At 45.0% G+C, this 26563-nt stretch carries 25 protein-coding genes, 1 other RNA gene and 1 pseudogene; 10 read left to right on the top strand and 17 right to left on the bottom strand.

The window, feature by feature from the left end; translation table 11 throughout:
• Positions 1 to 106 precede the first annotated feature (106 nt).
• A complete protein-coding gene (locus tag IM496_RS03475; protein WP_287661247.1) occupies positions 107 to 1633 on the top strand; it encodes a YifB family Mg chelatase-like AAA ATPase in 1527 nt (508 codons plus the stop codon).
• A gap of 278 nt (positions 1634 to 1911) precedes the next feature.
• Here the strand turns inward: IM496_RS03475 and IM496_RS03480 are convergent, their stop codons facing one another.
• Positions 1912 to 3216 (bottom strand): hypothetical protein, encoded by a 1305-nt coding sequence (locus IM496_RS03480; protein ID WP_287661248.1) that lies wholly within the window; start codon positions 3214 to 3216, stop codon positions 1912 to 1914.
• A 198-nt stretch (positions 3217 to 3414) separates the two neighbouring features.
• Between IM496_RS03480 and IM496_RS03485 the strand changes: the two genes are divergently transcribed.
• The gene (locus IM496_RS03485) at positions 3415 to 3843 is read left to right on the top strand and encodes a Tery_1686 family protein (protein WP_002743840.1); all 429 of its coding nucleotides are present in this window, start codon (positions 3415 to 3417) and stop codon (positions 3841 to 3843) included.
• A 129-nt stretch (positions 3844 to 3972) separates the two neighbouring features.
• Here IM496_RS03485 and IM496_RS03490 read toward each other — a convergent pair whose 3' ends face one another.
• Together IM496_RS03490 and IM496_RS03495 are read right to left on the bottom strand one after the other, a co-directional pair.
• The gene (locus IM496_RS03490) at positions 3973 to 4557 is read right to left on the bottom strand and encodes a pseudouridine synthase (protein ID WP_002793040.1); all 585 of its coding nucleotides are present in this window, start codon (positions 4555 to 4557) and stop codon (positions 3973 to 3975) included.
• A 187-nt stretch (positions 4558 to 4744) separates the two neighbouring features.
• Positions 4745 to 5533 (bottom strand): ABC transporter permease, encoded by a 789-nt coding sequence (locus IM496_RS03495; RefSeq protein ID WP_002743851.1) that lies wholly within the window; start codon positions 5531 to 5533, stop codon positions 4745 to 4747.
• Positions 5534 to 5980: 447 nt separating this feature from the next.
• Here IM496_RS03495 and IM496_RS03500 point away from each other — a divergent pair, with 447 nt between their 5' ends.
• Complete coding sequence (locus IM496_RS03500; RefSeq protein ID WP_194017071.1) at positions 5981 to 6505, top strand: hypothetical protein; 525 nt, start codon at positions 5981 to 5983, stop codon at positions 6503 to 6505.
• Positions 6506 to 7681: 1176 nt separating this feature from the next.
• Here the strand turns inward: IM496_RS03500 and IM496_RS03505 are convergent.
• Positions 7682 to 8488 (bottom strand): DUF8623 domain-containing protein, encoded by an 807-nt coding sequence (locus IM496_RS03505; RefSeq protein ID WP_287661249.1) that lies wholly within the window; start codon positions 8486 to 8488, stop codon positions 7682 to 7684.
• An 81-nt stretch (positions 8489 to 8569) separates the two neighbouring features.
• On the opposite strand from IM496_RS03505, the gene murG reads away from it, so the two are divergent.
• Entirely contained in the window at positions 8570 to 9643 is a 1074-nt protein-coding gene (gene murG, locus IM496_RS03510; protein ID WP_194017921.1) for an undecaprenyldiphospho-muramoylpentapeptide beta-N-acetylglucosaminyltransferase, read from the top strand.
• Here murG and IM496_RS03515 read toward each other — a convergent pair.
• The 3 genes from IM496_RS03515 to IM496_RS03525 all read right to left on the bottom strand — a co-directional run bounded on the left by IM496_RS03515 (position 9625) and on the right by IM496_RS03525 (position 12679).
• Positions 9625 to 10215 carry a Uma2 family endonuclease gene (locus IM496_RS03515; protein WP_194017923.1) on the bottom strand — a complete coding sequence of 197 codons (591 nt, stop codon included), beginning with the start codon at positions 10213 to 10215 and terminating at the stop codon, positions 9625 to 9627. The two genes, murG and IM496_RS03515, sit on opposite strands and share 19 nt — an antisense overlap.
• A gap of 35 nt (positions 10216 to 10250) precedes the next feature.
• Positions 10251 to 11111, bottom strand: a complete 861-nt coding sequence (locus IM496_RS03520; protein ID WP_287661250.1) for a fructosamine kinase family protein — start codon at positions 11109 to 11111, stop codon at positions 10251 to 10253.
• Between the two features lie 278 nt (positions 11112 to 11389).
• Complete coding sequence (locus tag IM496_RS03525; protein ID WP_287661251.1) at positions 11390 to 12679, bottom strand: M16 family metallopeptidase; 1290 nt, start codon at positions 12677 to 12679, stop codon at positions 11390 to 11392.
• Between the two features lie 243 nt (positions 12680 to 12922).
• Here IM496_RS03525 and ssrS point away from each other — a divergent pair.
• From ssrS to IM496_RS03540, 3 genes are all read left to right on the top strand, one after another.
• Positions 12923 to 13110: non-coding RNA, 6S RNA (gene ssrS, locus IM496_RS03530), on the top strand.
• Positions 13111 to 13291: 181 nt separating this feature from the next.
• Positions 13292 to 14662: an NAD(P)/FAD-dependent oxidoreductase gene (locus tag IM496_RS03535; protein WP_194017513.1), complete on the top strand. Its 1371-nt coding sequence runs from the start codon at positions 13292 to 13294 to the stop codon at positions 14660 to 14662.
• Between the two features lie 60 nt (positions 14663 to 14722).
• Entirely contained in the window at positions 14723 to 14977 is a 255-nt protein-coding gene (locus IM496_RS03540) for a hypothetical protein (RefSeq protein WP_287661252.1), read from the top strand.
• A 355-nt stretch (positions 14978 to 15332) separates the two neighbouring features.
• On the opposite strand, the gene ccmP is transcribed toward IM496_RS03540, so the two are convergent.
• On the bottom strand, positions 15333 to 15974 hold the full coding sequence (gene ccmP, locus IM496_RS03545; protein ID WP_002766539.1) for a beta-carboxysome protein CcmP: 642 nt from the start codon (positions 15972 to 15974) through the stop codon (positions 15333 to 15335).
• Positions 15975 to 16164: 190 nt separating this feature from the next.
• On the opposite strand from ccmP, the gene IM496_RS03550 reads away from it, so the two are divergent.
• Positions 16165 to 17211 (top strand): glucokinase, encoded by a 1047-nt coding sequence (locus IM496_RS03550; protein ID WP_104395785.1) that lies wholly within the window; start codon positions 16165 to 16167, stop codon positions 17209 to 17211.
• A 436-nt stretch (positions 17212 to 17647) separates the two neighbouring features.
• On the opposite strand, the gene IM496_RS03555 is transcribed toward IM496_RS03550, so the two are convergent.
• The 5 genes from IM496_RS03555 to IM496_RS03575 are packed head-to-tail and all read right to left on the bottom strand — an operon-like array spanning position 17648 to position 22081.
• On the bottom strand, positions 17648 to 18418 hold the full coding sequence (locus IM496_RS03555; protein WP_008203370.1) for an ABC transporter permease: 771 nt from the start codon (positions 18416 to 18418) through the stop codon (positions 17648 to 17650).
• A 12-nt stretch (positions 18419 to 18430) separates the two neighbouring features.
• The gene (locus IM496_RS03560; RefSeq protein ID WP_287661253.1) at positions 18431 to 19639 is read right to left on the bottom strand and encodes an ABC transporter substrate-binding protein; all 1209 of its coding nucleotides are present in this window, start codon (positions 19637 to 19639) and stop codon (positions 18431 to 18433) included.
• A 4-nt stretch (positions 19640 to 19643) separates the two neighbouring features.
• Positions 19644 to 20426, bottom strand: a complete 783-nt coding sequence (locus IM496_RS03565) for an ABC transporter ATP-binding protein (protein WP_287661254.1) — start codon at positions 20424 to 20426, stop codon at positions 19644 to 19646.
• Positions 20423 to 21538, bottom strand: coding sequence for an acyl-CoA dehydrogenase family protein (locus IM496_RS03570; protein WP_194017452.1), 1116 nt, complete (start codon positions 21536 to 21538; stop codon positions 20423 to 20425). Before IM496_RS03570 ends, IM496_RS03565 begins: the two co-directional genes overlap by 4 nt.
• A gap of 12 nt (positions 21539 to 21550) precedes the next feature.
• Positions 21551 to 22081, bottom strand: coding sequence for a DUF4242 domain-containing protein (locus IM496_RS03575; RefSeq protein ID WP_287661255.1), 531 nt, complete (start codon positions 22079 to 22081; stop codon positions 21551 to 21553).
• 588 nt (positions 22082 to 22669) lie between these two features.
• Between IM496_RS03575 and IM496_RS03580 the strand changes: the two genes are divergently transcribed.
• Positions 22670 to 22855, top strand: a complete 186-nt coding sequence (locus IM496_RS03580; protein WP_002731861.1) for a hypothetical protein — start codon at positions 22670 to 22672, stop codon at positions 22853 to 22855.
• A 399-nt stretch (positions 22856 to 23254) separates the two neighbouring features.
• Here the strand turns inward: IM496_RS03580 and IM496_RS03585 are convergent.
• Positions 23255 to 23440: pseudogene (locus tag IM496_RS03585) on the bottom strand (transposase); the annotation flags it as partial.
• Positions 23441 to 23816: 376 nt separating this feature from the next.
• Between IM496_RS03585 and IM496_RS03590 the strand changes: the two are divergent.
• Positions 23817 to 25100, top strand: coding sequence for a protein kinase domain-containing protein (locus tag IM496_RS03590; RefSeq protein WP_194017456.1), 1284 nt, complete (start codon positions 23817 to 23819; stop codon positions 25098 to 25100).
• A 32-nt stretch (positions 25101 to 25132) separates the two neighbouring features.
• Here the strand turns inward: IM496_RS03590 and dps are convergent, their stop codons facing one another.
• The 3 genes from dps to IM496_RS03605 all read right to left on the bottom strand — a co-directional run bounded on the left by dps (position 25133) and on the right by IM496_RS03605 (position 26360).
• On the bottom strand, positions 25133 to 25666 hold the full coding sequence (gene dps / locus IM496_RS03595; RefSeq protein WP_194017458.1) for a DNA starvation/stationary phase protection protein Dps: 534 nt from the start codon (positions 25664 to 25666) through the stop codon (positions 25133 to 25135).
• A 257-nt stretch (positions 25667 to 25923) separates the two neighbouring features.
• On the bottom strand, positions 25924 to 26151 hold the full coding sequence (locus IM496_RS03600) for a type II toxin-antitoxin system HicA family toxin (RefSeq protein WP_002739431.1): 228 nt from the start codon (positions 26149 to 26151) through the stop codon (positions 25924 to 25926).
• 2 nt (positions 26152 to 26153) lie between these two features.
• Positions 26154 to 26360: a type II toxin-antitoxin system HicB family antitoxin gene (locus IM496_RS03605; RefSeq protein WP_002739432.1), complete on the bottom strand. Its 207-nt coding sequence runs from the start codon at positions 26358 to 26360 to the stop codon at positions 26154 to 26156.
• Positions 26361 to 26563: the final 203 nt, after the last annotated feature.

Below are 26563 nucleotides of genomic sequence, written 5' to 3' on the forward strand. Positions count from 1 at the left end.
TGATTTTCAGGGTAAATTCCCAGATAAAATCATTTTTATGCGGAAAACTAGCCTAACATCCTGTTTCATTTTCCTAAGAACTCACTTTATTTTTACTTGAGCCAAAATGTTAGCAAGGGTTTGGAGTGCGGCAATTATCGGCATCGATGCCATTAAAATCGGGGTAGAGGTGGATGTATCGGGGGGATTACCCGGAATTGCCGTGGTGGGTTTACCCGATACCGCCGTGCAGGAGTCGAAAGAAAGGGTAAAAGCTTCCCTAAAAAATGCCGGATTTGCCTTTCCCATCCGCAAAATTGTCATCAATTTAAGTCCTGCCGATATCCGCAAAGAGGGTCCAATTTATGATTTACCGATTAGTATCGGCATTTTAGGAGCCTCCGAACAGGTAGAAGCCGATTTACTGGGGGATTTTCTCTTTTTAGGCGAATTATCCCTCGATGGTAGTTTGCGTCCCGTGGCGGGGGTTTTACCCATTGCTGCTGCCGCCGAAAAAATGGGGATCAAGGGTTTAGTGGTTCCCGCCGATAATGCCAAAGAAGCGGCCGTGGTCAAAGGCGTACAAGTGTATGGGTTTCGTCATCTATCGGAAGTGGTAAATTTCTTAAATGAACCCGATCGCTATTCACCGATGACTTTTAACGCTGCCGAGGAATTCGGGCGATCGCAGGTAAATCTCCCCGATCTCAAGGATGTCAAAGGTCAAGCCATTGGTCGTCGGGCCCTGGAAATTGCCGCAGCTGGGGGTCATAACCTAATTTTTGTCGGGCCGCCGGGCAGCGGTAAAACCATGTTAGCGCGACGTTTACCCGGTATTCTGCCCCAGCTTACCTTTGCCGAATCCCTAGAAGTCTCCCAGATTCATTCCGTCGCCGGATTACTGAAGGATCGAGGTTCCCTGGTGCGCGAGCGTCCTTTTCGCAGTCCCCATCACTCTGCTTCCGGAGCGGCACTGGTGGGAGGTGGCACTTATCCCCGACCGGGGGAAATCTCCCTTTCCCACCGTGGTATCTTATTTTTGGACGAATTAACGGAATTTAAGCGCAGTGTCTTGGAATATCTCCGGCAACCCCTAGAGGATGGTTATGTGAGCATTTCTCGCACTCGTCTTTCTGTCGCTTTTCCGGCCCGTTTTACCTTGGTGGCCAGTACCAATCCCTGTCCCTGTGGTTATTACGGCGATTCGGTGCAACCCTGCAGCTGTTCACCGCGACAACGGGAACAATATTGGGCGAAATTATCGGGGCCGCTTTTAGACCGTATTGACCTACAAGTGACGGTAAATCGCCTGAAACCGGAAGAAATGACCCAAGAGAGTCGGGGAGAAGCTTCTGAGCAGGTGCGGCAACGGGTAGAAAGGGCCAGACAAAAGGCCAGCGATCGCTTTCAAGATACTGGGATTCGCTCTAATGCGGAGATGAATTCCGAGCATTTGCGGCGTTTTTGCGCTCTTGATCAGAGCAGTCGCCATATTTTAGAAGGGGCAATCCGAAAATTGGGTTTATCGGCCCGAGCAATGGATCGCATTCTCAAAGTTGCCCGCACCATTGCCGATTTAGGAGATAGTGAAATGCTGAAAAGTTCCCACGTTGCCGAAGCAATTCAGTATCGCACTCTCGATCGTTTAAGTTAGGGTTTGCGGCAAAAAGTTTGTTGCTGGGGTTAGGAGTCGGTCGTCAGGATTCAGGATTCAGGAGGCAGTATTCAGGAGGCGGTCGGCGGTCGGCAGGAGTTGAGAGTTGGGGTTTTAGGGAGTTGGGGTTTTAGGGTTTTGGGGTATTAGTTGAAATTCTCCTATCTCCCCACTCCCCCACTCCCCCACTCCCCCATTTCCCCACTTCCCCATTTCCCCACTTCCCCATCTCCCTACACCCTACACCCCACACCCCACACCCTCTTTCAAGTCAGGAGTCAGGAATCGGGCGATTCTAAGCGTTTTTGCCATTCTCGATCGATTTTATCCGAGCGCTCGATCTCTTGTTCGAGATAGTCTTGATCCGTAGAATAACTAATATCAGCATCTGTAATCACTTTTTGGTCAGCGAATTGACGAGAGTAGGCCAGTTTTTGCTCTAATTCAGGATTATTTTGGGCTAATAGATCTGCTCTTTTTTCTCGCTGTTGATTGCGTTGATTAACTCGCTCATTTCTCCACTGTAAAAAGAAATAACGACCGAGGGGAATCCCCAAAAAAGCAGCGGCATAACTGAGGAGAAAACCGTAGATCCCTGTGACTATCGACCCCAGAGAACCGCTCAAATCGACACTATCACTGTTGAGCAAATATCCTAAAACTAAAGCGAGGATAAAGTTAACCGCCCCTAAACCTAAAGCTAAGATAATTTGACCGCTATCTGCTTCGCTAAACTTCCAGCGTTTTTCCTTTAGATAGGGTGACAATGCTTGTACTTTTCTCTCTTTGGTTGTCACCTGTAGATCGGGAAAATAATAGATAATATCGCCTCGATCGGACACTTGCGGCAACCCATTAAAGCGGGTTAAAACTGGGAGTATATAATCTTCTGTCTCCTCCTGACTGGGGGTAATACTATCGAGATAGGGGGCAATTTGTGGAGCGATAATCGAGCCACGATTATTTTGAATTACTTTACCGATAATTTGCCAGCGTTTCTCCTCTAAATTGAAATTAGGATCGCCATCGCCAAAAAGAAAAGAAAAAACTGCCTCGAGAAAATTCATCTTACCAGGGGGTTTGTCTGCCTTAACTTCCCGATCTCTTCTTTCGTAGTAGTTATTACCAAAATCGGGATAAAAAATCCAGAAAAAGTCCGTGGGAAAGAAGTTAATATTAATGTTGTTATTTCCAGAATTGTTATCCGAGTCACTATCTTTAAACATTGAAGCTATCAGGATCGCCAGAATAGCAAACAAGAGGATTAAAATCGAAATAATTAAAACAATGCCAAAGGAAATGCGAATAACATAAAAAACTACTTGCCAGATTTTACTTGCGAAAGCTTTTAACTGCAATTGCCAATATTTATTCAAAAGAATCGAGCGAAAATTTTCGGGAAAAAGATAGATAATTTCCCCCGTATCTGCTACCTGTAAATGTCCCCCCGCTTCCGCCGCTAAAGCTAATAATCCCTGTTGTGCGGCGTTAATCTCTAAACCCGATTTTGCCGCCACATCACCCACTGTAACCCGATAGCCTAATTTTTCGATCGATTGTAATAGAGACTCTTGGGGATTCATAGAAAATACTGTTCCTGTCGATTATCCTATTTTCTAGTTTAGTTTTGATTTTGTCTTTTTGGCAGCAGATATCTTGATTGACAGGTGCGGCATTTTGGACTCGATCGAGAAAATATCGTTATAATTGTTCCAATAGTCGCAAAAAGCAGGGCTAAACTGTATAAATAGTTACTTTATAAGCAATTATCAGAGGTGAGCATGAATGCGTCGGAACAGGCAAAAGGATTAGAATTAACGGCGAAGATCGCCACACTCGTCAACCTGTTTAAACAACAATTCCCCGATGCAAAGGCAGATCTGAAACCTTGGCGCAACGATCCCCACACAAGGGAGTTAACGGATCCTGACTCGATCGATATCGCTTTCCATTTTCCCGGTTGGAGTCCCAGAATTCAAGGGCGCAGTATTCTGGTACAAATTCGTTTTCATCTCGATAGCGAGGATCAGCATCAGCGTTTGATTGGCTTAGAAATGCAGGCTTTTAACCATCAAGGAACCGCTTGGCGACTATCTACGGTGGAAAATTGGCAATTAGTCGGCAATTATCAACCCTCTCCTAAGGTGGCTGATAAGTTAAAATATTTCAGCCGGCAGGTGTTTGAAGTTTTTAAAAATGAGCATCGATAGCTGATACTAAATCCGTTGAGTATAGGCTACATATCAGGGGAGGCAAAAGGCAAGAGGCAAAAGGCAAAAGAGGGAATAAATAATCAGTTTGTAATAGCCAGATTTAGGCTGATTTATCAATAATTTGATCTACAATTTTTCTAAGGCTTTTCTCTCTTTTTCAGTCACTTCTCGCCATTGACCGGGTTGTAATCCTGTTAAGCATAATTTATTGTTTTTGTCAATAGTAATGGCTGTTCTAATTAATCTTAAAGTGGGATAACCAACGGCAGCCGTCATCCTTCTTACCTGACGATTTCTTCCCTCAGTTAAGGTAATTTCTAACCAAGCGGTGGGAACAGATTTTCGATAACGAATCGGTGGCTCTCTGGGGGGTAAATCTGGTTCAAAATCTAGTAAATTAACTATTGCTGGTCGAGTGCGATAATCCTGAATAGGAAGACCTTGACGCAATTTTTCTAAAGCGTTTAGGTCTGGAATTCTTTCGACTTGTACCCAATAGGTGCGCGGATGAGCAAATTGACGATGACCCAAACGATGCTGTAATTGACCGTTATCTGTGAGTAATAATAATCCCTCACTGTCCCTATCTAAACGACCGACAGAATAGATATTTGGGATGGGAATATAATCTTTTAAAGTCGAGCGACCATTTTCATCAGTAAACTGACATAATACATCGTAGGGTTTATAAAAAAGGATATATTTATTCAAGAGAAAAAGGAGTCAGGATATAGGAGTCAGGAGATAAGTAGTCGTGTAAAATAAATTTCCTAGTGAAGATAGGCAAAAGGCAAGAGGCAAAAGGCAAGAGGTAGTTAGATATGTTTGATTAATTTTGCCTGGGTACTTAACTGATCACTGATTACTGATTACTGATTACTGATAACTGATAACTGATTTAATCCCGTTGATGGGAGAATTGATAAGCACCGACAATCGAGAGAAGAATAGCGACGATTAATAAAATAGGGATAGCGAACCAAGGAAATTGATTGATATCGTAGGCTGCGGCTCTTAATCCTAGACTAGCATAGGTGAGGGGCAAGGAATAAACAATAATTTTTAATGGCCAGGGTAAGGTTTGGGGATCGAAAAAAGTTGCTCCTAAAAAAGACATCGGCACGATTAAAAAGTTATTATACAGACTGACACTTTCGAGGGATGTAACTCGCAATCCGACAATTGCCCCTAAACCGGCAAAGACGGCACAATTTAAGATTAAAACTAATAAAAAGAGGGGATTGAGAAAACTGGCAAATTTTCCTGTAAATAAGATAGCAACGAGAATCACTGATGCAGAAGTCATTACACCGCGCAAAATTCCCGCGAAAACTTTGCCTAAAAATAATGAGAGGGGATGGACGGGAAGTAATAATAATTCCTCGAAGGTTTTACTAAATAAGCGATCGCCACAGATGGAAAAGGTGGTTCCCCCGAAACTGATCGCCATTGAGGACAGGGCCACCATTCCGGGTAAAATAAATTCTAGATAGGAATCGCCGATCGAGGGTTTCATCGAGCGATCGAGGGCGCTTCCCAACCCCAACCCGAAACCGATAATATAGATTAGGGGAGAAACTAAACCTGTGGCGGCGATCTGAAGGACTCTCGCGCGTAAATCTAGCCATTCTCCCCAAAATACGGTTAAAGTGTCTGTTAATATCGTCTGAGCTTGAGCTAGTTTCACTGGTATTTTGGTTAATTAGTAAATATACTTTTAATAATAATTAATATTTGTCCCCTTTTTCAAGAGTGGCTCATCCCAGTTTAGTAAAATGTAGGGTGCGTTAGACGGCGACAATCTCTGCTTAAACTTGAATCTAACAATCCGTCGTAACGCACCACACCTATCATTAATTTAATTTGGTGCGTTACTATCGAAGGGCGCACCCTACTACTACTGAACGGTTACGATTGATTTTGGTGAAGATGATCTTAACACATGAAAAAATATTGAGTAAGATGCTTAATGCTTAGGGAGCATCTCACCTTTGTAACCCCTAAATCAGGTTTTATGTCAAGCTATTTTAAAAGCCTTGCCAGAAACCAGTTTTAGGGACAAGTATAATTACTCACTTGCATAAATGAGATGCTCCCGATGCTTAGATGCTTAGGAAATTTTGGTAACTAAATTATGCCACCTGAAATCACACCGTCCCCTGATCCGAACAACGAGCCAATACTTGGTTCAATGGAGCCTATCTCTGTAGAACCTGTCTCTAACGAAGGACAAATCGTATTAGCATCCGAAGAAGAAAAGAAAAAGTTGGTGACTCAAGTTAACACTTTTAGAACAGGTACGATTATCAACAGGAAAAATATTAATCAAGGCTGGAAAGTAGGCCTAACGGTATCTGGCTTGACTTTAACTGCAATAACTAGCATTTTAGGGGTCGTCAACATTGGTGACTCTTTTTGGAAAAACATTATGGCTATAGGTATAGGGGTTACTGGTGCTGGCGCGGTAGCGACTCAATCAGCGGGGAAAGAGGTTGGAGTAAAACGTAAAGCTGGACTTTACTTTGTTGTTGATGCTGAGTTAGTTATCCTAGAAGATAAAATTCCAAGGGTTAAATATCAAGAAGAATTGGAGGTTCTTAGAGCAAAATATTACGAGCAAGTAAGAGAAGCTGCTAAGATTGAAGCAACAGAAGAGTAGTGTCTTCAGGCAGAACTCAGTTTGCTCATAATCGTTCAGGAGATGGGTTGTCAAGCAGAGTAAAATGTAGGGTGCGTTAGACGGCGACAATCTCTGCTTAAACTTGAATGGGTGCGGCTCTTTTAAAAAGATGGTATCCTGATCAAAAATCAACGAAGCACGAGAGTTTAGGAGAGCAAGAACAGAAAGGTCAGAGGTAAGCAGAGAAGAAGGCGGATGTTTCACAGAAGCACGAGAGTTATGGGACTTGCGCTTTGATAATGTAGCTTTTGGGCGAACGCAGTTCGCCCCTACATTGTGGACAAAATCCGTTACTGTAGGGGCGCAAGGAACCTGCGCCCTGCGATCGATCAGGTTTGCTGATCACTCTAAGTAGGGCTTGCTGAATAAATCTAAAAACTTTGTTGGATAAGACTTTTAGACTTTTTTTCCCTCAAAAAGTGCCAGCCGTTGCGGGGATCGGGGGGAAAATTCCAGGACTTTTTCCCTGAAAATTAGGTAACTGACTACCTCAAAATCGGTAAAACCCCACACCCCACACCCCACACCCCACACCCTGCCCCTAGGAAAAGCTTTTTCAGCAAACCCTAAGTAGGGGGAGAGCCTTCGAGAGCCTCCGCAGCTAAGGGACTTGCGCTTTGATCATGTGCCATCTGGCTGGTCTGATTCTTCTACAGAGCGATTTTCTGGCTGGGATATTATTCCCACGCAAGTCCCTTAGCCTGATTATTGGCACTTTCATTGACAGCAAGAGCATCAACGGCATCATCGGGCTTTGTAAGCTAAAACGCATTTAACCCGCTTATTCTTAGATTAGCCGAACCTCCCCCAAGCCCTTTACTGTTGCCTTTTGCCTTTTGCCTTTTGGCTCTTGCCTCGTCTCAACAAGCAATTTAAATTACGAACAGCTTATCAAGATGGTGTTCCGTTGCTCACCACTGTGATTAAAGCTTGTTGTTCTACTACTTCAAGACACACAGCGATGCTTGTTTGACTTGCCATACGTCTTTCTAAAAGAGCCGCACCCAATTAATTTTTGAGGGTTCAAAAACGGCAAAAATAAGGATTAAATTGCCTGAAAGTGCCAGCCATTGGAGTGAACGGGGGGAATAAAACCCCACACCCCACACCCCACACCCCACCAACAAGCTTTTTGCCGCAAACCCCAGATAAAAATTACTTTTCTACCTTAACCCGTTGACTAACGACAACAATCCCATCGCCTTGGATTAAAATCGCCGATAACCAGCGATTTTCCGGTGTTGCTGGGGCCGTTACCCGCTTAAATAAACCGCCGGACTGTAATAATTCCAATTCTAGAGGCTTTGTATTAATATAGCGCTCAATATCTACTTTCTCATCGATCGCCGCTCCGGCCAATAAATCATCCCCTAAAGGTTCGCGAACAATCACATCAAAATCAAATTCTTGACCCACTTTCACCCTTTCCGGAATTCTCACTTGAATACTGGGGGGATTTTTGCCAGTGCTTAACTCGACTCTTTCGCTTAAAATCTCCTGATAAACCAGTTTATTCCCTTGAAATTGTTGACGAGAACGAATCGTAGCATTCATTCCCACCACTCGTCCCTGCACCTTTCCTGTCCCAGTAATTTTAGTAATTGTATTGGCCGTTAACTTGTCCCCGGAACGACTCCAAGATTCGAGGGTTGTGGTGTATTCTAGATTGTTATAACGTTCCCAAAAATGAGTTAAAGCCTTTTTAGTTTTTTCGTAGGTCAAGCCATCGGAGTTGGTAAATTTCGGACTATAAAACTCCATTAATTGCTTGAGATCTCGCTCATTAGCGGCCGTTTCAATTTTGGAGATAAGGGTTTTTAAATTAGCCGGGGCAGTTTCCGGCTTTTCGGCCCGCAGACTGGTGGCAAGGGTGAAAGTTAACCCCAAACCTAACAGCAACGACAGGGAAAAATTGAGGGATTGACGAAAAAATTTATCGGGAATCGTGTTCAAGTTACGCATTAGTGATAGTTTGTGTAAGGATTGATCAATAACTATGGTAGATTATTTCATTCTAGGGCTGAATTTACCCTCTCTCGAATTATGGCACGCACTCCAACCCGTCTATTGATTGCCGCTAGTGGTACTGGTGGTCATTTATTTCCCGCCTTGGCCGTCGCCAAGCGCTTGCCAGATTATGAGATTGAATGGTTAGGAGTTCCAGACCGTCTGGAACAGTCCTTAGTTCCAAAAACCTATCCCCTGCACACTATTCCCATTGAGGGGTTTCAAACCCGTTTGGGGTTAAAAACTCTCAAGATTCTGCTGCGTCAACTGTGGGCCATTTGGCAAGTGCGTAGTTTAATCAAAAAACGTCAGATAGCGGCAGTTTTTACCACCGGGGGTTATATCGCAGGCCCGACCATTTTAGCGGCTCGTTTAGCCAATATTCCCGTCATCCTACACGAATCTAACTACATACCGGGCAAAGTCACGAAAGTTCTCGGTCGCTGGTGCGATACGGTTGCCCTCGGTTTTCAGGGAACCGCCAGCTATTTACCCGGCACTCGCAGCACTTGGGTTAGTACACCAGTACGGGAGCAGTTTCTCATTCCCCAGTCCCTAGATTTACCGATTCCAGAGGATGCTTTTTTAATTGTCGTTGCCGGTGGTTCTCAAGGGGCCGTGGCTCTTAATCAGCTTGTCCGGCAAAGCGCTCCCCAATGGTTAGAAAAAGGTATTTATATCGTGCATCTCACGGGAGAAAACGACCCCGAAGCGGATAGTTTGCGCCATTCTAACTATTTTTCCCGGCCTTTTTACGACAATATGGCGGGATTATGGCAAAGAGCTAATCTGGCTATCAGTCGCTCCGGTGCCGGCACTTTAACAGAATTAGCGATCACTTGTACGCCTTCGATTTTAATTCCCTATCCTTTTGCTGCCGAAGACCATCAGTTTTATAATGCCAAAGTTTTCGCTGAAGCTCAAGCCGCTTATCTTTATCGTCAAAATGAGTTAACTGCTCAGTTTTTAGGCGAATTAGTCCTCGATTTATGGTCTAATCCCGAAAAATTGGCCGCCATGGCTCAACAAGCTTCCCATCTAGCTATTAGTGACAGTGCCGATTTATTAGCCGATTTGTTGAGAAGAAAGAGTCAAAAAGATAGTTTTTGAAACAAATCGGCCACGGGAAAAGTGAACCCCGGAACCACATCTTCCCCCTCCAAAAAATCTCCTGATGTTAATAATCCCTGCGGTTCGTACCCGCAACGATAAACTAAAACATAGTGTTGACCTGGACTGATAACCCAGAGCAAACGAGTCCCATTGGCAAAATATTCGGCAATTTTGTCCTCGATTTCTGCCACTGTATTCCCTGGAGAGAGAATTTCTACCACTAAATCTGGCCCACCTTCTAAAAAACCCGTCGGCAATTCTTCCAATCCTTGCAGACGTTCCTTGGCAAAAAAAGCTATATCGGGAGAACGTTTATTGCCATTTTTCATAGTAAAAGCAGTGCTGGAGTCCAATAATACCCCTAGTTTTCGAGATGTTACTAAAGCGAATAAAGCAGCACTTAAAATAATGGCAATATAACCGTGTAAAGCCCCAGAATTCCCCATATTAGTTAACTCTCCCTTGACCAATTCGTAACGATTACCATCGTCAGGTAACGCCATAAACTCTGCATCAGTCCATACTTTTGTCTCTGGAGTTTTAATCACAGTAGTTTCTCGAATAGACATAATTTATCCTCGGTAAATATTCACAAGTAAAACCCTTAAAGAATTTCCTGTAACATCCGATTGGCCTGGGAAGCGTAACCACCACCAAATAAATTAAAGTGATTGAGAATGTGGTAGAGATTGTAAAGAGTTTTGCGCTTTTGATAACCGGCATCGAGGGGGAAAACATCGTTATAACCCCGATAAAAAGCCGCCGGAAAACCGCCAAAAAGTTCCGTCATGGCTAAATCCACCTCCCGGTCTCCCCAATAGGTGGCCGGGTCTAAAATTACCGGTTCCCCATCGACGGTAATTGCCGCGTTTCCCGACCACAAATCACCGTGGACGAGGGAGGGATGGGGTTGATGCTGACTCAAAATCTCGCTAATAGCGGGAATAACTTGATCCTCGTCGGGAAAATTGCCGCCGCGCTCCTTCGCAAGTCTTAATTGATAGCCAATACGCTGATGAGCGAAAAAATCCGCCCAATTGTTACTAATGGTATTAATCTGGGGAGTAGAACCAATGGTATTATTACACTGCCAACCAAAGCGATCGGATAGGGAAACTTGATGTAAACGAGCTAAATTTCGCCCCATTTTTTCCCAGCTTTGACTATTGCCACCGCCGAATTCTAGCCACTCTAGAACTAAATAACTAGATTTATCGGCAATTCCCCAACAAATTGGCTCCGGGACCCTGATAGTCTTGGTAGCGTGAATTTGCTTTAATCCTAAAGCTTCGGCGGCAAACATGGCCTCTTGGTTCGCTTGGTTAATCTTAACGAAATAAATTAAACCATTGCCACTAACGGCATAACCCTGATTGATACAGCCACCACTAACGGGACGACTTTTCTCGATTTCAAAAGGTTTTTCCGTGGTTTGGGTAATATGTCGAGCAATTTGAGTCCACATAGGTTATCAGTTATCAGTTATCAGTTATCAGTTATCAGATGTAAGTTTTAAGTTAATTAGTTATTTAGTTATCAGATGTAAGTTAATTAGTTATTTAGTTATTTATTTATAGCGTTTCCTAAGCTAGTGAGGTACACATATTTTTCTTCCCTTTTGACTTTTACCTCTTGCCTTTTGCCTAAAACCCATAACTTTTGTACCTCAGCAGACTGAAAAACGCTATATCTTCATCTTTATCCCTGATTACTGTTCACTGATTACTGATTACTGTTCACTGATTACTGAATTGGTCTTACCACCACCACACCGTAAGCGTTGGGATTTAAATACTCTTGACAGGCATTTTGAATATCCTCTAAAGTGAGGGCTTCAATGTGTTGGGGATAACAAAAAGCCGGTTGTAAATCACCGATCTGAGTATGATAATAACCGTAAAGGTTGGCCCGATCGCTCGGTCTTTCATTGCTAAAAATAAACCGATTGGCCACTTGGGTTTTAACGCGTTCCAGTTCAGAAACTGTCACAGCTTCCTGTTGAATTTGTCCAATTTGTGCTATAAATTCCCTCTCCACCTGCTCGATATTTTCCGAGGCTAATTGGGCCGAAATGGAAAACACCCCTTGCACTGCTTGGGACATATTACTGGCAGTTATTTGGGAAACTAGCCCCTTTTCTTGGCGCAGAGATTGAAATAATCGCGATACCTTGCCCTGACCGAGAATAGCCGCTAAAACATCGAGAGGATAGGTTTTTTCTAAGTCTCTCAACCCCGGCACTTTCCAAAATAGGATTAAGCGGGCCTGCTGCAAATTTTCATCCTCGTATTCTTGACGGATAATCTCGTTAAAGGGAGCTTCGGGCTGTAGATTGGCGATAGGATGGGAAATAGGATCAGAATTGCCCTTACTGCCTAAAGTATCTAAAGAATCGCTCACAATAGCCATTAAATCATCTACAGGCAAATTACCCACCACCGCCACCGTCATCCATTCGGGACGATACCAAGTCCGATGAAAATCTCGCATTTGTTGAGGAGTAAGATTTTCAATCACTGCCATCGGACCCAACACCGGACGACGATAGGGTAAAACCTGAAAACAAGTCTCCATGGTGCGATAAAAAGTGCGACGACGGGGATTATCCTGAGAACGACGAATTTCTTCTAAAATAACCTGTCTTTCCCGCTCAAAAGCTTCATCGGGGATTAAAGCGTCTAAAACCACTTCTAGCTGCAGCGGGGCCAGATGGGCGAAGTCCCGCGGGGCAGTGGTAATGTAATAATGGGTGTATTCTTGGCTAGTAGCGGCATTAGTCACCGCTCCCCTCGATTCGATCGCCCGTTCAAATTCACCACTGTCTAAGTTACGGGTTCCCTTAAAAACCATGTGTTCGAGAAAGTGAGCCATCCCATTGATCTGATCCGATTCTAAGGCCGAGCCGACCTGCAGCCAAACATTGAGATTAACCGCTTCTACCGGTTGACTTTCGGCAATAATCGTTAAACCATTGGCAAGACGGTGCAGAATCGGAGTGTTAAGCGTGGCAGGTTTCCCTAGGATAGCCGTCATTCTTTATTAGTCCTCGGTAATCACTCTGGCAAAAATTGTCACTTTTCTCTATTGTAGTCCCAGATTTTCACAGAGCCAACAAGATCAGGTGTTGGGTGTTAGGATTCAGGAGGCAATAGGCAATAGGCAATAGGCCGCTTTATCCTCCCCACACCCCACACCCCACCTCCCCACCTCCCCACTTCCCCACTTCCCCACTTCCCCACTTGCCTCTGAGAAAAAAAAATGCTACGATAAAACTAAATCGGGCTTCTACGTTGGTGACTGCCTTTCAAGTTTTTTGATCTATGCTTGATTGTGATAAGGGAGCGAATAACCAATCCGTGTGGTAGTAAACCGAGCTTGTACTCGGAAACAGAAACGCGGAATATAAGTTCCCACCTGGTTAACCCAGGTCATAAACTTAGGTAAAACGGCGTAGCGGTCTTTTCAAGTTTTTCGAGCATATCAGAGTCCCTGTACTTTTTTGGTTTTGCCTTCCGCGCTGGCCAAAAAAGCGCTGATTTATATTTTTTCTAGGTTAAAGACTGCTATTTTCGGTAACGCTTGTCACCGCTAAATTGTGACAATCCGGACTACACTAGGGAAAAATTTATGAATTATTGTTAAGCAATGACAGAAAAACAGCCAAGAGTTGTTATCATCGGCGGCGGATTTGCGGGTTTATACACGGCCAAAGCCCTAAAAAACGCCCCCGTTCATGTTACCCTCATCGATAAGCGAAATTTCCATCTTTTTCAGCCCCTCCTCTATCAAGTCGCTACTGGGGCGCTATCTCCAGCCGATATCTCCTCACCTTTGCGCTTAATCCTACGGGGTCATGACAATACAGATATTCTCCTCGATCATGCCATAGATATAGATCCGGTCAAGGGAGAAGTGATCTTGGAAGATCACCCACCGATCGCCTACGATCAATTAGTTATTGCCACGGGAGTCAGTCATCACTATTTTGGCAATGAACAATGGCAGCCCTACGCCCCCGGGTTAAAAACCATTGAAGACGCAGTAGAAATGCGTCGTCGCATCTATCTCGCTTTCGAGAAGGCCGAGAAAGAAATCGATGCCGAAAAGCGGCAAGCTTTATTAACTTTTGTGATTGTCGGTGGCGGACCGACGGGGGTAGAATTAGCAGGAGCGATCGCTGAAATTGCCCACGGTGCGCTTAGGTCTGATTTTCACCAGATTAACCCCACAGAAGCGAAAATTTTGCTCTTAGAAGGGATGGATCGGGTATTACCTCCCTATGCACCCGATTTATCCGCTAAAGCTGCCGCTTCTCTCATAAAATTAGGGGTGACAGTGCAAACTAACAGCATCGTTACCAATATTGTTGAAGGTTGTGTCACAGTCCGTCAGGGAGAAAAGACGACAGAAATCGCTGCCGAGACAATTTTATGGGCAGCAGGGGTAAAAGCATCGAGAATGGGGCGAATTTTGGCCGAAAGAACCGGGGTAAATCTCGATCGCGTCGGCCGGGTAATCGTTGAACCCGATTTAAGTATCGCCGGTTATGCCAATATTTTTGTGATCGGGGATCTGGCTAATTTTGCCCATCAGGGAGATAAACCTTTACCCGGAATTGCCCCCGTGGCCATGCAGGAGGGCGAATATCTGGCGAATTTATTATTTTCTCGCCTAAAAGGGCAAAGTATTAAACCTTTTCATTATATCGATCGAGGTAGTCTGGCAGTGATCGGCCAAAATGCGGCCGTGGTTGATTTGGGATTTGTCAAGTTTTCTGGGTTTATCGCTTGGTTAGTCTGGGTTTGGGCCCATATTTACTATCTGATCGAATTTGATAATAAATTAGTGGTGATGGTGCAATGGGGTTGGAATTATTTTACCCGCGGTCGTGGCGCTCGTTTGATTACGGGAGAGGGGCAGAATTTAGCCTCCGGACAATTGCCGCAAAATAACGGCCAAAATAATAATAATCTCGCCGTTTCTAACCAGACGGAAACTCTCTCTGCGCGATCGTGAAAGTGTGAAAAAATAGCCGTGATTATCCAGTTATCAGTTAGCAGATAAGAACAATCGATCATGAAAATAGAACGTCCTAACAGTCTAGAAATTACCCCAGAGGAAAGCCAAGAATTAGAATATTTACGGGTTAAAATTGAACGAGCGATCGAAGATGGTGTGATCACAAGAATAGAATTTGAATCGATTAAAATGATCATGTTTTCTAATAAGAAAAACAATCCCGACCAAATCCTCCGGCAAGTGACACTCTATCGCCATTTAGTCGTTGAAAAAATGAATAATGGCGAACTAATTTTTGAATCTCCTCAATAGGGTGAAATGCTGTTGTAAGCTGCCCGCGCATTTAAATTGCTTGTTGAGATAGGGTGCATCTCACATTTGCAGGAATAGCGACAATCAGCAATTGTCAGTGACTCTTAGATGATGACAAATGTATCAGCAGCTGCGTGTAAGCATCCCACCGAAAAGCTAATGCGCGGGGGGTTTGGGGGCGGCGCCACGCCCCCAACGGGGGGTTTGGGGGGTAGAACCCCCCAAAAGCTTGGATTGAGTAATAAAATCGGAAGTAATGCCCAATTTTAGCCGAGAGTTTCCAAGTAAAAATCCCAATTGGTAGATTGACAAAAATGAGATGCACCCTTACCTCCTGCCTTTTGCCTTTGTTAGCCTATTCTTTTTTGTCGCTACCCGGAAAAGCTCGACCTTGAATATTTTCTAAAGCTGAAACTGCCGCCCTGGAACCGGCGATAATATCTCGTTCTTCTCCCCCTAAATATAAGCGGCCAAAACTGCCCACGGAAGTAACGTGTAGGATATTAATTAAAGCGGCTTTTTCGGCCTGATTAGCGGCTAGGGAAGCGTAGGCGGCCGGTTGCACTTCTAAAACGTATAAAGTCTGTCCTGCCATTAACATCATACCGCGAGAACTACGGTTAATTAATTGGGCTTGGTAAGCGTCAATGTTGCGAATAATTTGGCTAGAGACAATTTGCGGTTTCAGACAATCGCGCTGACTAACGCCTAAATACTGCAAAATTGCCTGACCGGCCGCCCTGACCTCTCCCTGACTGCTAGAATGGAGTTCTAGGAGTCCATAGAGTCTTTCTACGAATAGAACCCCCGGACGAACCACGGCGGATTTGAGGGCAATATCGGTGATGCGATTAATCTCGATGCCGGGGGAAATTTCAATCCAGAGGGAAGCATCCCCGGGTAAGGGTAAAAATCCTTGGGCGACTGTACCGATGTAAGCGGCGTGTTGAAGCTGTAAATTGTCAAGATAAACGTAACTGCGAAGTTCTACACCCAAGCTGATTTCTCCCTCTTTCTGTCCTCTAGCCAATCCCCATTCCAACCCGGGAGCGATGATTAATCAATCCTTAATTAGGGCTTAGGCATTACCATCTTTCACTATAGTATAGAATTGGTGGCCTTTAAATTTGCCTGATAGAAAGGGTAAAAAACTATAATTATGGGGACAAACTCAGGGAAAAACCAGCATGACGATTCTTTTAGGGGGAGATATCGGGGGAACTAAAACAATCCTGCGTTTAGTGGATTGCCAAAACTCATCGGATAGTCCCCAACCCCTGCTAATTACTCTCGATCAAGAAATTTATCCTAGTGAACAATACCCCGATCTGGTCCCGATCGTCCAGCAGTTTTTGGCCCGACAAACCACTATTCCCTCGGTGACAAAAGCTTGTTTCGGTATTGCAGGTCCTGTGGTTAACAATAGTTCCGAATTGACTAATTTAAGTTGGTTCCTAACTGGCGATCGCCTAAGCCGCGAGCTGCAGATTGAGCGGGTAAAATTAATTAATGATTTTGCGGCGATCGGTTATGGGGTGTTAGGATTAGCCCCAGAGGAGCTGCACAATCTACAGTCGGCCCCGGCAGTACCAGAGGCCCCGATTGCGGTTATCGGTGCGGGAACTGGGTTAGGAGAGGGTTTTTTGATCCCTGTCTCGAAGGGTACATATCGGGTGTTTGGTAGTGAGGGTTCCCACGCCGATTTTGCCCCTCGATCGAGTTTAGAATATCAACTATTAAATTATCTCTTGGATCTCTATAATATCGAGCGCATTTCGGTGGAGCGAGTGGTTTCTGGCCCTGGAATCACTTCTATCTATCGATTTCTCCACGATAGTAACTATAGTCAGTCATCACCGGCCATGGCGGAAATTTACCGCACTTGGTTAGCAGAAATGGGTAAACCGCAAAAAACCGTCGATTTAGCGGCTAAAATCGCCAGTTTTGCCCAAGATAACTCGGATGATCTCTGTTATCAAACCATGAAAATCTTTGTCGAGGCCTACGGTGCGGAGGCGGGCAATTTAGCCCTCAAGTTGCTTCCCTACGGAGGATTATACATCGCGGGGGGGATTGCGGCCAAGAATCTTCCCCTAATGACCGAGGGGAGCTTTATGAAGGCTTTTCGCGCTAAAGGTCGCATGGCAGAGCTATTAAGCAATATTCCCGTCCATATCGTCCTTAATGCTCAAGTGGGACTGATGGGAGCGGTTTACTGCGCTAGTCAGCTATGAGGGGGGGGTTTAGTGGAGATGGCTAGGGATTATTTTCAGAATATGGTCGCCCCGCAAGCGGGCCGGATTGCTCTTTATTGGCCTTACCTGTTGCCGATGAATTCAGATCAAAAAGATTAAAAATTATGGCTCTCCTAGACTGATTAGGATCAATTAGTAGCAAAATGCCAATTTAAGAAAACTCGCCGCCTAAAGTTATCAAAGTTATTTAACCCAACAGGTTATGGCCTTTTGTCAACGGGGAAGTCCAGATATTCAGGGTAGAGGAAAGGGAGAAGATTTTGGGCGGTGTCTATCGGGTGCGGTTTGCGTAGCAGAACACTTGGCGATCGCTTTCGAGGACAAACCAACCCTATCCAAGAGGCAGTGGATCGGGGAGGATGTCAACGGAATAGGATCATTAAAATAGGTTTAGGGAAATAGTCGAACCAATAGGCTAATCTTGATGCGTCCAAGAGCGATGAGCCAGACGCAACCCCCAATCGAGCAGATAACCGATCGCGCCAATAACGAGAATCACTGCCATCAACTCTGAATAGGCGAGTCGATCGCGTGTATCGAGAATATAATAACCCAAACCCGCACTAACCCCCAGCATTTCCGCCGGGACAAGAACGATCCAGATAATACCTATAGCCAAACGGAAACCAGTTAGGAGATGGGAGAGGATCGCAGGCAGAATAATCTGGAAAACCGTTTCTCCTCGGGTAGCACAGAGACTGCGGGCTAAAGTCAACCAAGAGCGATCAACCGCATTAACCCCGGCAGCCGTATTGAGAAGGATCGGCCAGATAGCCGCCACCGTCAGCAAAAAATACACGGGTAGATCACCAATTCCCAAAACCATCACCGCTAAAGGCATCCAAGAAAGGGGCGAGATCATGCGTAGAAATTGAAATACAGCCGACAAAGCCGATTCAAGGGAGCGATACAACCCGATTAATACCCCCAAAGGCACACCGATGGCACTAGCGAGAACCAAGCCCACAATAACCCGGCGGCAACTGGTGAGGATATGGGGCATAATCTCCCCCCCAACAAAAAGCTGTAATAAAGCGACAAAAGATCGCTCAGGGGAAAAATCATTTAAAATCGGGTTTGAGTGCCATAGAGGACTGGTAAATAGCCACCAGAGCAATAATCCAAAACCGATACCCCATAAGGGTAGTAAAGCTCTTGGCGGGGAGGTCAAAGATTGTGACTTCATAGGTTAGGACCTTTAAAATTTGATCGTCTCGATGCGGGAGAGATTATTCGGTAAGCCGAAAGCTTTCGGTCCGCCCACCTGTTGCAAGGCATTACGGACAAAAGAGTCATCCACGAGATCCCGCGCCACCTGTCGGGGTTGCAGTTTTTGGAGAAAATCCGTATTTCCTTCCACCTGAGTGGTTTTGAGCAAGCGTACCAGTTCCGACCTATAGGAAGGGAAAGGATAGGGCTGGAAATCGATCCGGTTGACCTGCCAAGCTGGATTCTCGATCGCTCCGTCTTTTTTATAGAAATTGCGATCATAGTAAGTAAGCGCCCGTTGCAATACTGGCAGCGGGTGAGGCGTATATTTTCCACCATCTTTAGAGAGAATCCGGGCTACTTCCGAGCGATTGCCCCGGGACCAGAGTTGGGCTTTAACGAGGGCGTTTACCACCTTCTGCGTCCATTGTTTCCGTTGCCTAATATCCTCCTCGTGAACAAAGACGACGCAACAGGCGTGATTCTTCCAGACATCGCCGGTGAAACGGAGAACCCTACCGGTTTTGAGATTTTCCGCCGCTGCGTTGAAAGGTTCAGCAACGATATAACCGCCGATGCTCTTATTGGCGAGGGCTGATACCATATCCGGGGGCGGGAGAACCACTAGATTAACCTCGTTAGAAGCGATCGGCGCGTCCTTGGCTTTGCGAACTATTTTCAGCCCGTTATGTTGTAAGAGTTGTTGCAAGACCAAATTATGAATCGAATACCAGAAAGGAACCGCGATCGTTTTACCTCCCAATTCCCTGGGATTTTCAATATCGGGAAGGACGGTGAGGGCTGAGCCGTTGGTGTGGTTCCAAGCGACGATTTTAGCGGGGAAATTGCGCCCGTAACGAATCCAGATCGAGGTGGGAAAAAGAACATGAATAACGTTCACCTGCCGAGCGAGAAAGGCTTCAACAATCTGCGCCCAAGAACGGAATAGGCGCGGTTGTTCTGTAGTTAAACCTTCCGCTTGATAAAGTTTTCGGGAGTGGGCTACCAATAGGGGGGCGGCATCCGTAATCGGTAGATAACCGATTTTCACAGGCTGATCGTTGGCATTGGCGTGAACGGGGAGATTCCAATTATCGGCGGCGATCGCTGCTCCGAAGGAACTGGTAAACAGTGCCGAAAGTTTCAGAAAATCTCGACGGCTCATGCCGCAACAAGCACAATTATCGTGTAGGTTCATGGATTTACAGTGTCATGACAAGGGCTAATTCTTGAAAAATTGACTGGCGTAGATCACTCAAAAGCTTGGCTGACTCGAAACGGGGTTTCGGCATCGAGATGGTCCATTCTCGGCGGATGCCCACCGGATGACGGCCCATGAGAAGAACTCGATCGGCCACTAATAGGGCCTCGTCGATGTCGTGGGTAACGAGGAGAACCGTGCTGTGATAGAGAGCTATGACTTCTAGGAGGAGTTTTTGCATCTCGAAACGGGTGATCGCGTCGAGGGCGCTAAACGGCTCATCCAGGAGCAGGAGAGAGGGGCGGCGGGCGAGGACGCGGGCTAGAGAAACTCTCTGAGCCATACCGCCGGATAGTTGATGAGGATAGGCACGCTCGAAGCCCTCTAGTTTGACGCTTTTAACGGCGGTGTGAACCCTTTCGCGCAATTGCTGATGATCGAGGCGGGGCATCCGCTTTAATTTCAAACCAAAAGCCACGTTTTGCCAAACGGTTAACCAAGGTAAAAGGGCGGGGGATTGAAAGACGATCGAGCTGCGGATGTCTGGGGCTTGTAAGGGTCGTGAGTGCAATTGTATTTCTCCGCCATCGGCACTCTGCAAACCAGCGGCGGTAGCAAGGAGGGTAGATTTACCGCAACCACTGGCCCCAAGCAAACAAACCACCTCACCGGAGCGCACCTGTAGGTTAATATCCTCAAAAACGGTACGGTAGCCATGGCGGGTTTTATAGCGTTTATGGAGATTTTTGAGGGTGAGGACGGGGTAATCAGTGGCGACGCTCATTCCCTCACCCCCGCTCGATCGAGTTCGCCAGTGAGAATTTTATCGGTAGCGGACTGACGTTGTAACTCTCTTTCCAGTTGAATCAGGCTCGGAGTTAACACAGGTAAAAAGGCCACCTCTCGCAGCCGTCGGGCCGTGTCGCTATTACGAAAATAGCCTTTTCCTCCCTTAATTTCCGCTTCTAACCATACGGATTCCACCGCTAACCGGGTAATGTCCACTCTGAGGGTGAATAGTTGGCGTGTTCGTCCGAGATCGAAGCTTTCTAGGGTGCTGAATTGCTCGATTGTCTTTTCTAGACGAGTCAGACGCTCCCGGGCGAAGAAATAACGATCGCTGGCTACCGCTGCCTTTCCCCCTAAACTTTTCTCTGTCTCCCCAAGGGATTTACGCGTAATGCCAAGGGCCAGTCCGCATTGTAACAGCAAGAAACAGGGGCGGACTGAGGGTAAAAATTTTGCTGCTTCCAAGCTGATAATCCAGTCGTGAGATAACTGAACTCGATCGAATTCAAGGGTACTGGTGCGGGAAGCTTGTAAACCCAATAATTGTAGGTCTTCACCCCGTTTTAACCCCTCTGCAAAGGAGGGAAGGGCGAGGATAAGAGTTTGTCCAGATCTAGTTTGAGCGGCAACGGCTACTATGAATTCTCCGTTAGAGTCGAGGTTAGAGGCCCAGGGCAGGAAGCCATTAACAGTGACGTTTTCTCCCTCGATCTTTGCTTGTAAACGCAGCTCCTCGATACCGCCGAGGTACTTCATGGCGTTGGAGAGTCCTGTCGCTCCGGCGATCTCTCCCTTGAGAACAGCAGGTAGAATTTTGTTTTGTAGGTAAGTGTTATTACTGGCGGCCAGATATTGAATGAAGACGCGCTGACACCAGAAAACAAAACCGGTGGTCAGGCAGCATTGGGACACAGAGGAGATCGCCTCTACTGCCTGTAGTAAGGAGCCACCCCGGCCTCCTAAGCTTTCAGGTATAGCATAGCCGAACCAGCCCGATTCTCCTAGCTTGGTTAGGGCCCAACCGACGTTGAGATTAGCTGTACCGTTGTTAAGGTCAGTGGCTCTTTCTTCCAGAAAAGAAAGGATTTCGGAGCCTCGATCGAGCATAATTGTTCTCTCCTAGGGGTGAATATTTTCAATCGAGGTCAAACTATCTATAGGTGCGCCGACCACTTCTCTGGCTCTTTTTACCGCCGCTTCATCGGGACTATCGTAGAAACATAGACATTTACTCAAGTCTTCGCAAACATAGGTACGCTCGAAACTGACTTCCGGCACTTGAGCATAAAGGGGGGTTTTCTCCGCTTTTCGTTGCAGGTAAGTTTCCATGGTTAGCCCCGGGGGTAAATTCCACTGTACTAGATAGTTGGCTTTGTCTTTGCGCTCTCGCACAGTGGCTAAGTCCTGCCCAATCAAGCGCAGTTCCTTGATTAGTTGCCAACTTAGCCCAGCGTTTTCTAGTACTTGTTCGAGGGAGGCGCGATCAATCGCTTTGATAATCAGGAATAACCGCCCTTCTGTTCCGCCGATTAGGGCTTCGATTAACTCTCCCTGGGATTTTGATGCCAGTGTGGCAATGCGCTCCAATATCTCGCTCACCTCTTCTTTTGTCCTTTCTTGTTGATCATCCTCTACTAGATATAGAGTCATAATTCATCTGAAATACATTTACAATACATTTGAGTTTACTTTTTTTGGGAAAAAAAAGCAATATTTTCAAGGGACTGAAAACGAGGTGACACGGGAGTGGATGGTTCAAGACCGTTTCGCTCAAGTTGCGGCTATAACCCTTGCCTTGGGTGATAAGCTGTTGACTATCTAAATTACTCGTTAAGATTGCAGGGCAGCAGGGAGCAGGGAGAAGCAGTTTGAGCATTTGTACTAAAATTTCTAATACGCAGTTTAAATTCAGTACAGCTTATGCGTGACCTGCTCAGGTGACTGAGACTCACAGTCTGTGTAAAGTGCCACTGATACTAAATCCGTTGAGCATAGGCTACTTATGAGGAGAGGCAAGAGGCAGAAGGCAAGGGGCAAAAGGGGGAATAAATAATCAGTTTTTAATAACCAGATTTAGTATGACTCGCTTCTGTCATTCTAGGCAGAAGAGAGATAAGTTGTGTTGAGAAATGTGTAGAGTTGGAGCCGACCCTTGACTGGAACCTAAGCTGTCGTGATAACTTGTATAGGAGTTATCGACAAGACCCCATCAGCTAGACATACCCTTCCAGTTTCTCTATGTTTCATCCTAACCAATCGGAAACCCGCGAAGATATCCGCGAGTATGTGGCTCAACTACAACTTCACATGGCTTTACAAGCTCGTAATCTCGTGCCTAGTCTGACTAATACTAGAGATAGTCGCGAGAAACTGCTGCAGGATACCCAGGCGACTATTGAAAAAATTGTTTCTCGTCATTTCTAGTTGACGGATTTTAGCATAGTCACTTGAGCCACAGGACAGGCGATACAAGTGCCAGAATTGTCACTGCGGAGACTGTCAATAATCTCGATGCCTCCGCTTCTGCAAGAGCAAGAATTGTCTCCTGTCCATCAGTAGGCATTTACCTTGTGGTGACAGCAAAGATAAGACCACCAGTTTTTTGGTTGTCTGTACTTTAGATGGTCATAATCTGAAATTTATTAGAACTTCTGAAATCGTAGGAGTTAGCAAGGATTCCAGTTCATTTTTAGGTTTCAAATAGGCATCATTCGGACATCCTTAACGAAGGCAGGGAGCAGGAGTCCGTTTTTGTAACGGGGATTTATGCGCCGCTCCAAAGACTTTTCGCCTTAAGGCGAGGTTTTAGACCCGATTTTTTCAATAAATAGCAGAAAAAAACTCGGAAAAGTTTTCATAATATTTGGCATATAAGCATTTATTTTTAACGAATTTACACAGCCTTTCAATTAAATTAAGATTAGGCGAATAAGGCGGGAAATAGAGAAACTATATTAACAAAGAAAGAGCCAATTCCTCAACAACTTTACATTTTTGATAGCGGGCATTCTATTCTAGTTAATTGACAAATTTGCTTAGGAGTAATTTTTTAGCTTTTTAGCCATAGTATTTCCATTGAGGGGTACTCTGGGATGCGGATGATTAAACCTTTCATGATAAAACATTTTTCTTCCTTTTCACTAAATTCTATCTTAATCATCTTTTGTTTTTCCAGCCTAGCTTTCCCCTAAATGATTACTTTTGAAGGAAAAGTTTAAGTTTTGAACGTGCGAAGTATAACTTAAATAAGACCACTGTGGCAATTTTTTCTAGGCAAGACGAGAATTTTTAATCAATTGTTAAAATATTAAAAGGATGCTAAAGATGGCGGCTAGAGGTTCCAGAGTGAGCTATCCTAGAGATACTACTTACTCCATCCTCCCCCATGCTCGATCGAGTTCTCCATAGTCGTTATCAAGTCCAACAGTTACTAGGAAAAAAAACTATCTTAGCGAGGGACAGACACACCACCCAGTTAGTTATCATTAAACTTATTTCTGTTCCTAGGGGACAAGGGAGTCAGTTTATCGGAGAAATAACCGGTAAAATTGCCCTATTGCGACAACTCTCTCACCCATCTCTCCCCAAATACCTCGATAGCTTTGAGATAGATTCATCCCAGGAACAAATCATCGCTATTGTCCGACCTTATTTATCAGCACAGCCTTTAGAAAACTATCTTAACTCCAGTTATTTGTTAGCAGAACAAGATCTCAAACAAATTGCCAAATATCTTTTGGAGATTCTCTCCTATCTCCATCAGCAGGATGTCCCGATTAACCACGGCAATATTAAACTTAGTAATATCCTCTTTGATACCCAGTCCCATCGTTTTTATCTAGTTGATTTTGCCTTTGATTCCGATTCTCCCACCACCGACTTACAGGCTCTAGGCAAAACTTTAATCAGTTTAGCCACGGGGATTAAGCATAGTTACATACCCGAAAACTTTGAACAAAAAACTAATCTAAGCGCTTTTTTTATCTATTGGTTAAAAAGATTATCAAACTCCCCCCCAGACTCTCATTTTCGTTCGGTGACAGAAGCTTTAGCCAGCTTATATAGTTGTCAATTGATCTTAGTATCTATTGGCAATCTGACCAAACCCTACGGCAGCGAAGTTACTGTTTATAAAACAGATAATCTCCTAGAAATAAAAATCGCTAGTAAAACCAAACAAAAGTTTTTCAATAATCTCAAAACCCAGTTAAGACAGTTTTTACCATCCCTATTCTTTGCGATTACCCTCTTAACCATAATCGGTATTTACGACCTCAAACTGGTCGCTTTTTTAATCCCAATTATCCTAATTTTTCTGCTCAATTTAATCTCCTCTAGTTTATCTTGGCAGTTATGGAAATCTTTTTGGCAGGGGGAACTAGAGTTAAAAATTACCCCCCAAAAAGTTTCTCTCTACCAAAAACTCTGGGGACTGAAATTTAAACTAACTGCCGATGCTGCTAGTTGCGAAATTTATAGTCTCATTCGTCGCAATGTCACCGTCACTATGCAGGGAGAAAATGTTAATATTATTCCTCCTTCTCTGGTTCTCGTTGCCAACCATCGAGAATATGTTATCACTGCCAGTGAAGATGTTAGCGAAGCCGAATTAGATTGGTTGGCACAACAGTTAAGTGATTGGCTACGTTTACCGATTACGAGAATTTAAGGTGTATTAAGCTAAGTTAATACACCCCAAATTTATCTGATAACATCTTCCGATTTAATCAGATGCGCTTCTAGGAACCAGAGACGTTTATCGATGTCCCGGGAGATTTCCGTATAGAGATCTGCTGTGTCGGCATCCCCTTGATTGCCAGTAGTATCAATAGCAGAACGAAGATGGGCGGCGTATAAGGCATAACGTTCGGCTAAAGCAACGATATGTTCACTACCATCGACGATATCAGCCGGATATTCTGGCAGAATCGAGTTAGCGGCAGCGATGCGTGCTGTTCCCAAAGCGGTTCCACCTAAAGCGGTAATCCGTTCTGCTACCATGTCCCCATAGCCTTCTAATTCCGTGGCCATTTCGTCAAAGAGGCTATGCAATTGGTAGAAATTTAAACCTTTTACATTCCAGTGGGCCTGTTTAACCTGAGTTTTTAGATCTAAACTAGCGGCAAGGGTTTGGCTTAGGATTTCAACAATAGCTTTGCGGATATCTAATGCTAAATCGATGCGGGTGGAGTAGTATTGTCCCGTGGTTTTGGTTTTGACTGGAGTGGCTACCATAATCTTTCTCCTTGATGAGTTAACAAATACTCGATAATTTTTGTGGGTGCATAAGGGACTGATTTTGATCCTATTGGACGTTGATAATAAACTGAAAAACGGCCAATTAATTCGGAAAACAAGTAGCTGATAACTGATACTTCCAATGCGCTCAGTACAAGTAACGGCTCGAATCAGCGGCATCAGACAACCTTGAACTGAGCATCAGCAGCCTTCGTCCGTCCGCTGCACTCGAATTGTCAGACCTCTCTTATCGCTCATCTCATGCCAGAAACAAATTCTTGTACCGTAATTCCAGCAGTACGAATAAGACTACGAAGCGTACCCTTTGCCACTTCACGATGATCAGGAACAGAGAGTGTTACCTGTTCGCCCTCCTTAACCATGATAATATGGCTTGCACTTTGACGCGCAACTTGCCAGCCGAAGGTCTCAAATACTCGGACTACCTCACGTCCGCTGAGAACAGGAAGAGCAGAGGACATGATTATGCCATTACCTCTACTTGGTGAGTTTCAATCGTTAGCGGTAGCCCACGTTCTGCACGAACTTGAAGGCAGGCGATAATTGCATCTCTGATATTTTCAAGAGCTTCTGCTCTCGTTTTACCTTGGCTGACACAACCCGGAATGCTGGGGCATTCTACAACCCAAACTCCATCTTCGTCACGGTCAAGTGTTACAGTCAACTTCATAAGTTTTCACCACAATCTCCCCGCTTATAGTTTACCTCGTGTTCTCACCTACCTATTAGTGGTTGACATCCTCGCCGCCGTAAAACGGACGGCGATTCCCAAACCTCACGATTTGGGTTTCTGCTTCTTTCCCGAAGGATTTTTCGCACCTGCCTTAACAGATTTACTCTGTTCTGGTCTTATGGTCGCTCTACAGACTGACA

It is taken from the genome of Microcystis sp. M049S2 (assembly GCF_020245625.1).
GTDB lineage: Bacteria > Cyanobacteriota > Cyanobacteriia > Cyanobacteriales > Microcystaceae > Microcystis > Microcystis ichthyoblabe_A.

What these genes read in the sequence shown, in the direction of transcription:
- IM496_RS03475 (WP_287661247.1), top strand. Translation starts at nt 107, where the DNA reads ATGTTAGCAAGGGTTTGGAGTGCGGCAATTATCGGCATCGATGCCATT.
- IM496_RS03480 (WP_287661248.1), bottom strand. Translation starts at nt 3,216, where the DNA reads ATGAATCCCCAAGAGTCTCTATTACAATCGATCGAAAAATTAGGCTAT.
- IM496_RS03485 (WP_002743840.1), top strand. Translation starts at nt 3,415, where the DNA reads ATGAATGCGTCGGAACAGGCAAAAGGATTAGAATTAACGGCGAAGATC.
- IM496_RS03500 (WP_194017071.1), top strand. Translation starts at nt 5,981, where the DNA reads ATGCCACCTGAAATCACACCGTCCCCTGATCCGAACAACGAGCCAATA.
- IM496_RS03505 (WP_287661249.1), bottom strand. Translation starts at nt 8,488, where the DNA reads ATGCGTAACTTGAACACGATTCCCGATAAATTTTTTCGTCAATCCCTC.
- murG (WP_194017921.1), top strand. Translation starts at nt 8,570, where the DNA reads ATGGCACGCACTCCAACCCGTCTATTGATTGCCGCTAGTGGTACTGGT.
- IM496_RS03515 (WP_194017923.1), bottom strand. Translation starts at nt 10,215, where the DNA reads ATGTCTATTCGAGAAACTACTGTGATTAAAACTCCAGAGACAAAAGTA.
- IM496_RS03520 (WP_287661250.1), bottom strand. Translation starts at nt 11,111, where the DNA reads ATGTGGACTCAAATTGCTCGACATATTACCCAAACCACGGAAAAACCT.
- IM496_RS03525 (WP_287661251.1), bottom strand. Translation starts at nt 12,679, where the DNA reads ATGACGGCTATCCTAGGGAAACCTGCCACGCTTAACACTCCGATTCTG.
- IM496_RS03535 (WP_194017513.1), top strand. Translation starts at nt 13,292, where the DNA reads ATGACAGAAAAACAGCCAAGAGTTGTTATCATCGGCGGCGGATTTGCG.
- IM496_RS03540 (WP_287661252.1), top strand. Translation starts at nt 14,723, where the DNA reads ATGAAAATAGAACGTCCTAACAGTCTAGAAATTACCCCAGAGGAAAGC.
- IM496_RS03550 (WP_104395785.1), top strand. Translation starts at nt 16,165, where the DNA reads ATGACGATTCTTTTAGGGGGAGATATCGGGGGAACTAAAACAATCCTG.
- IM496_RS03555 (WP_008203370.1), bottom strand. Translation starts at nt 18,418, where the DNA reads ATGAAGTCACAATCTTTGACCTCCCCGCCAAGAGCTTTACTACCCTTA.
- IM496_RS03560 (WP_287661253.1), bottom strand. Translation starts at nt 19,639, where the DNA reads ATGAACCTACACGATAATTGTGCTTGTTGCGGCATGAGCCGTCGAGAT.
- IM496_RS03565 (WP_287661254.1), bottom strand. Translation starts at nt 20,426, where the DNA reads ATGAGCGTCGCCACTGATTACCCCGTCCTCACCCTCAAAAATCTCCAT.
- IM496_RS03570 (WP_194017452.1), bottom strand. Translation starts at nt 21,538, where the DNA reads ATGCTCGATCGAGGCTCCGAAATCCTTTCTTTTCTGGAAGAAAGAGCC.
- IM496_RS03575 (WP_287661255.1), bottom strand. Translation starts at nt 22,081, where the DNA reads ATGACTCTATATCTAGTAGAGGATGATCAACAAGAAAGGACAAAAGAA.
- IM496_RS03580 (WP_002731861.1), top strand. Translation starts at nt 22,670, where the DNA reads ATGTTTCATCCTAACCAATCGGAAACCCGCGAAGATATCCGCGAGTAT.
- IM496_RS03590 (WP_194017456.1), top strand. Translation starts at nt 23,817, where the DNA reads ATGCTCGATCGAGTTCTCCATAGTCGTTATCAAGTCCAACAGTTACTA.
- dps (WP_194017458.1), bottom strand. Translation starts at nt 25,666, where the DNA reads ATGGTAGCCACTCCAGTCAAAACCAAAACCACGGGACAATACTACTCC.
- IM496_RS03600 (WP_002739431.1), bottom strand. Translation starts at nt 26,151, where the DNA reads ATGTCCTCTGCTCTTCCTGTTCTCAGCGGACGTGAGGTAGTCCGAGTA.
- IM496_RS03605 (WP_002739432.1), bottom strand. Translation starts at nt 26,360, where the DNA reads ATGAAGTTGACTGTAACACTTGACCGTGACGAAGATGGAGTTTGGGTT.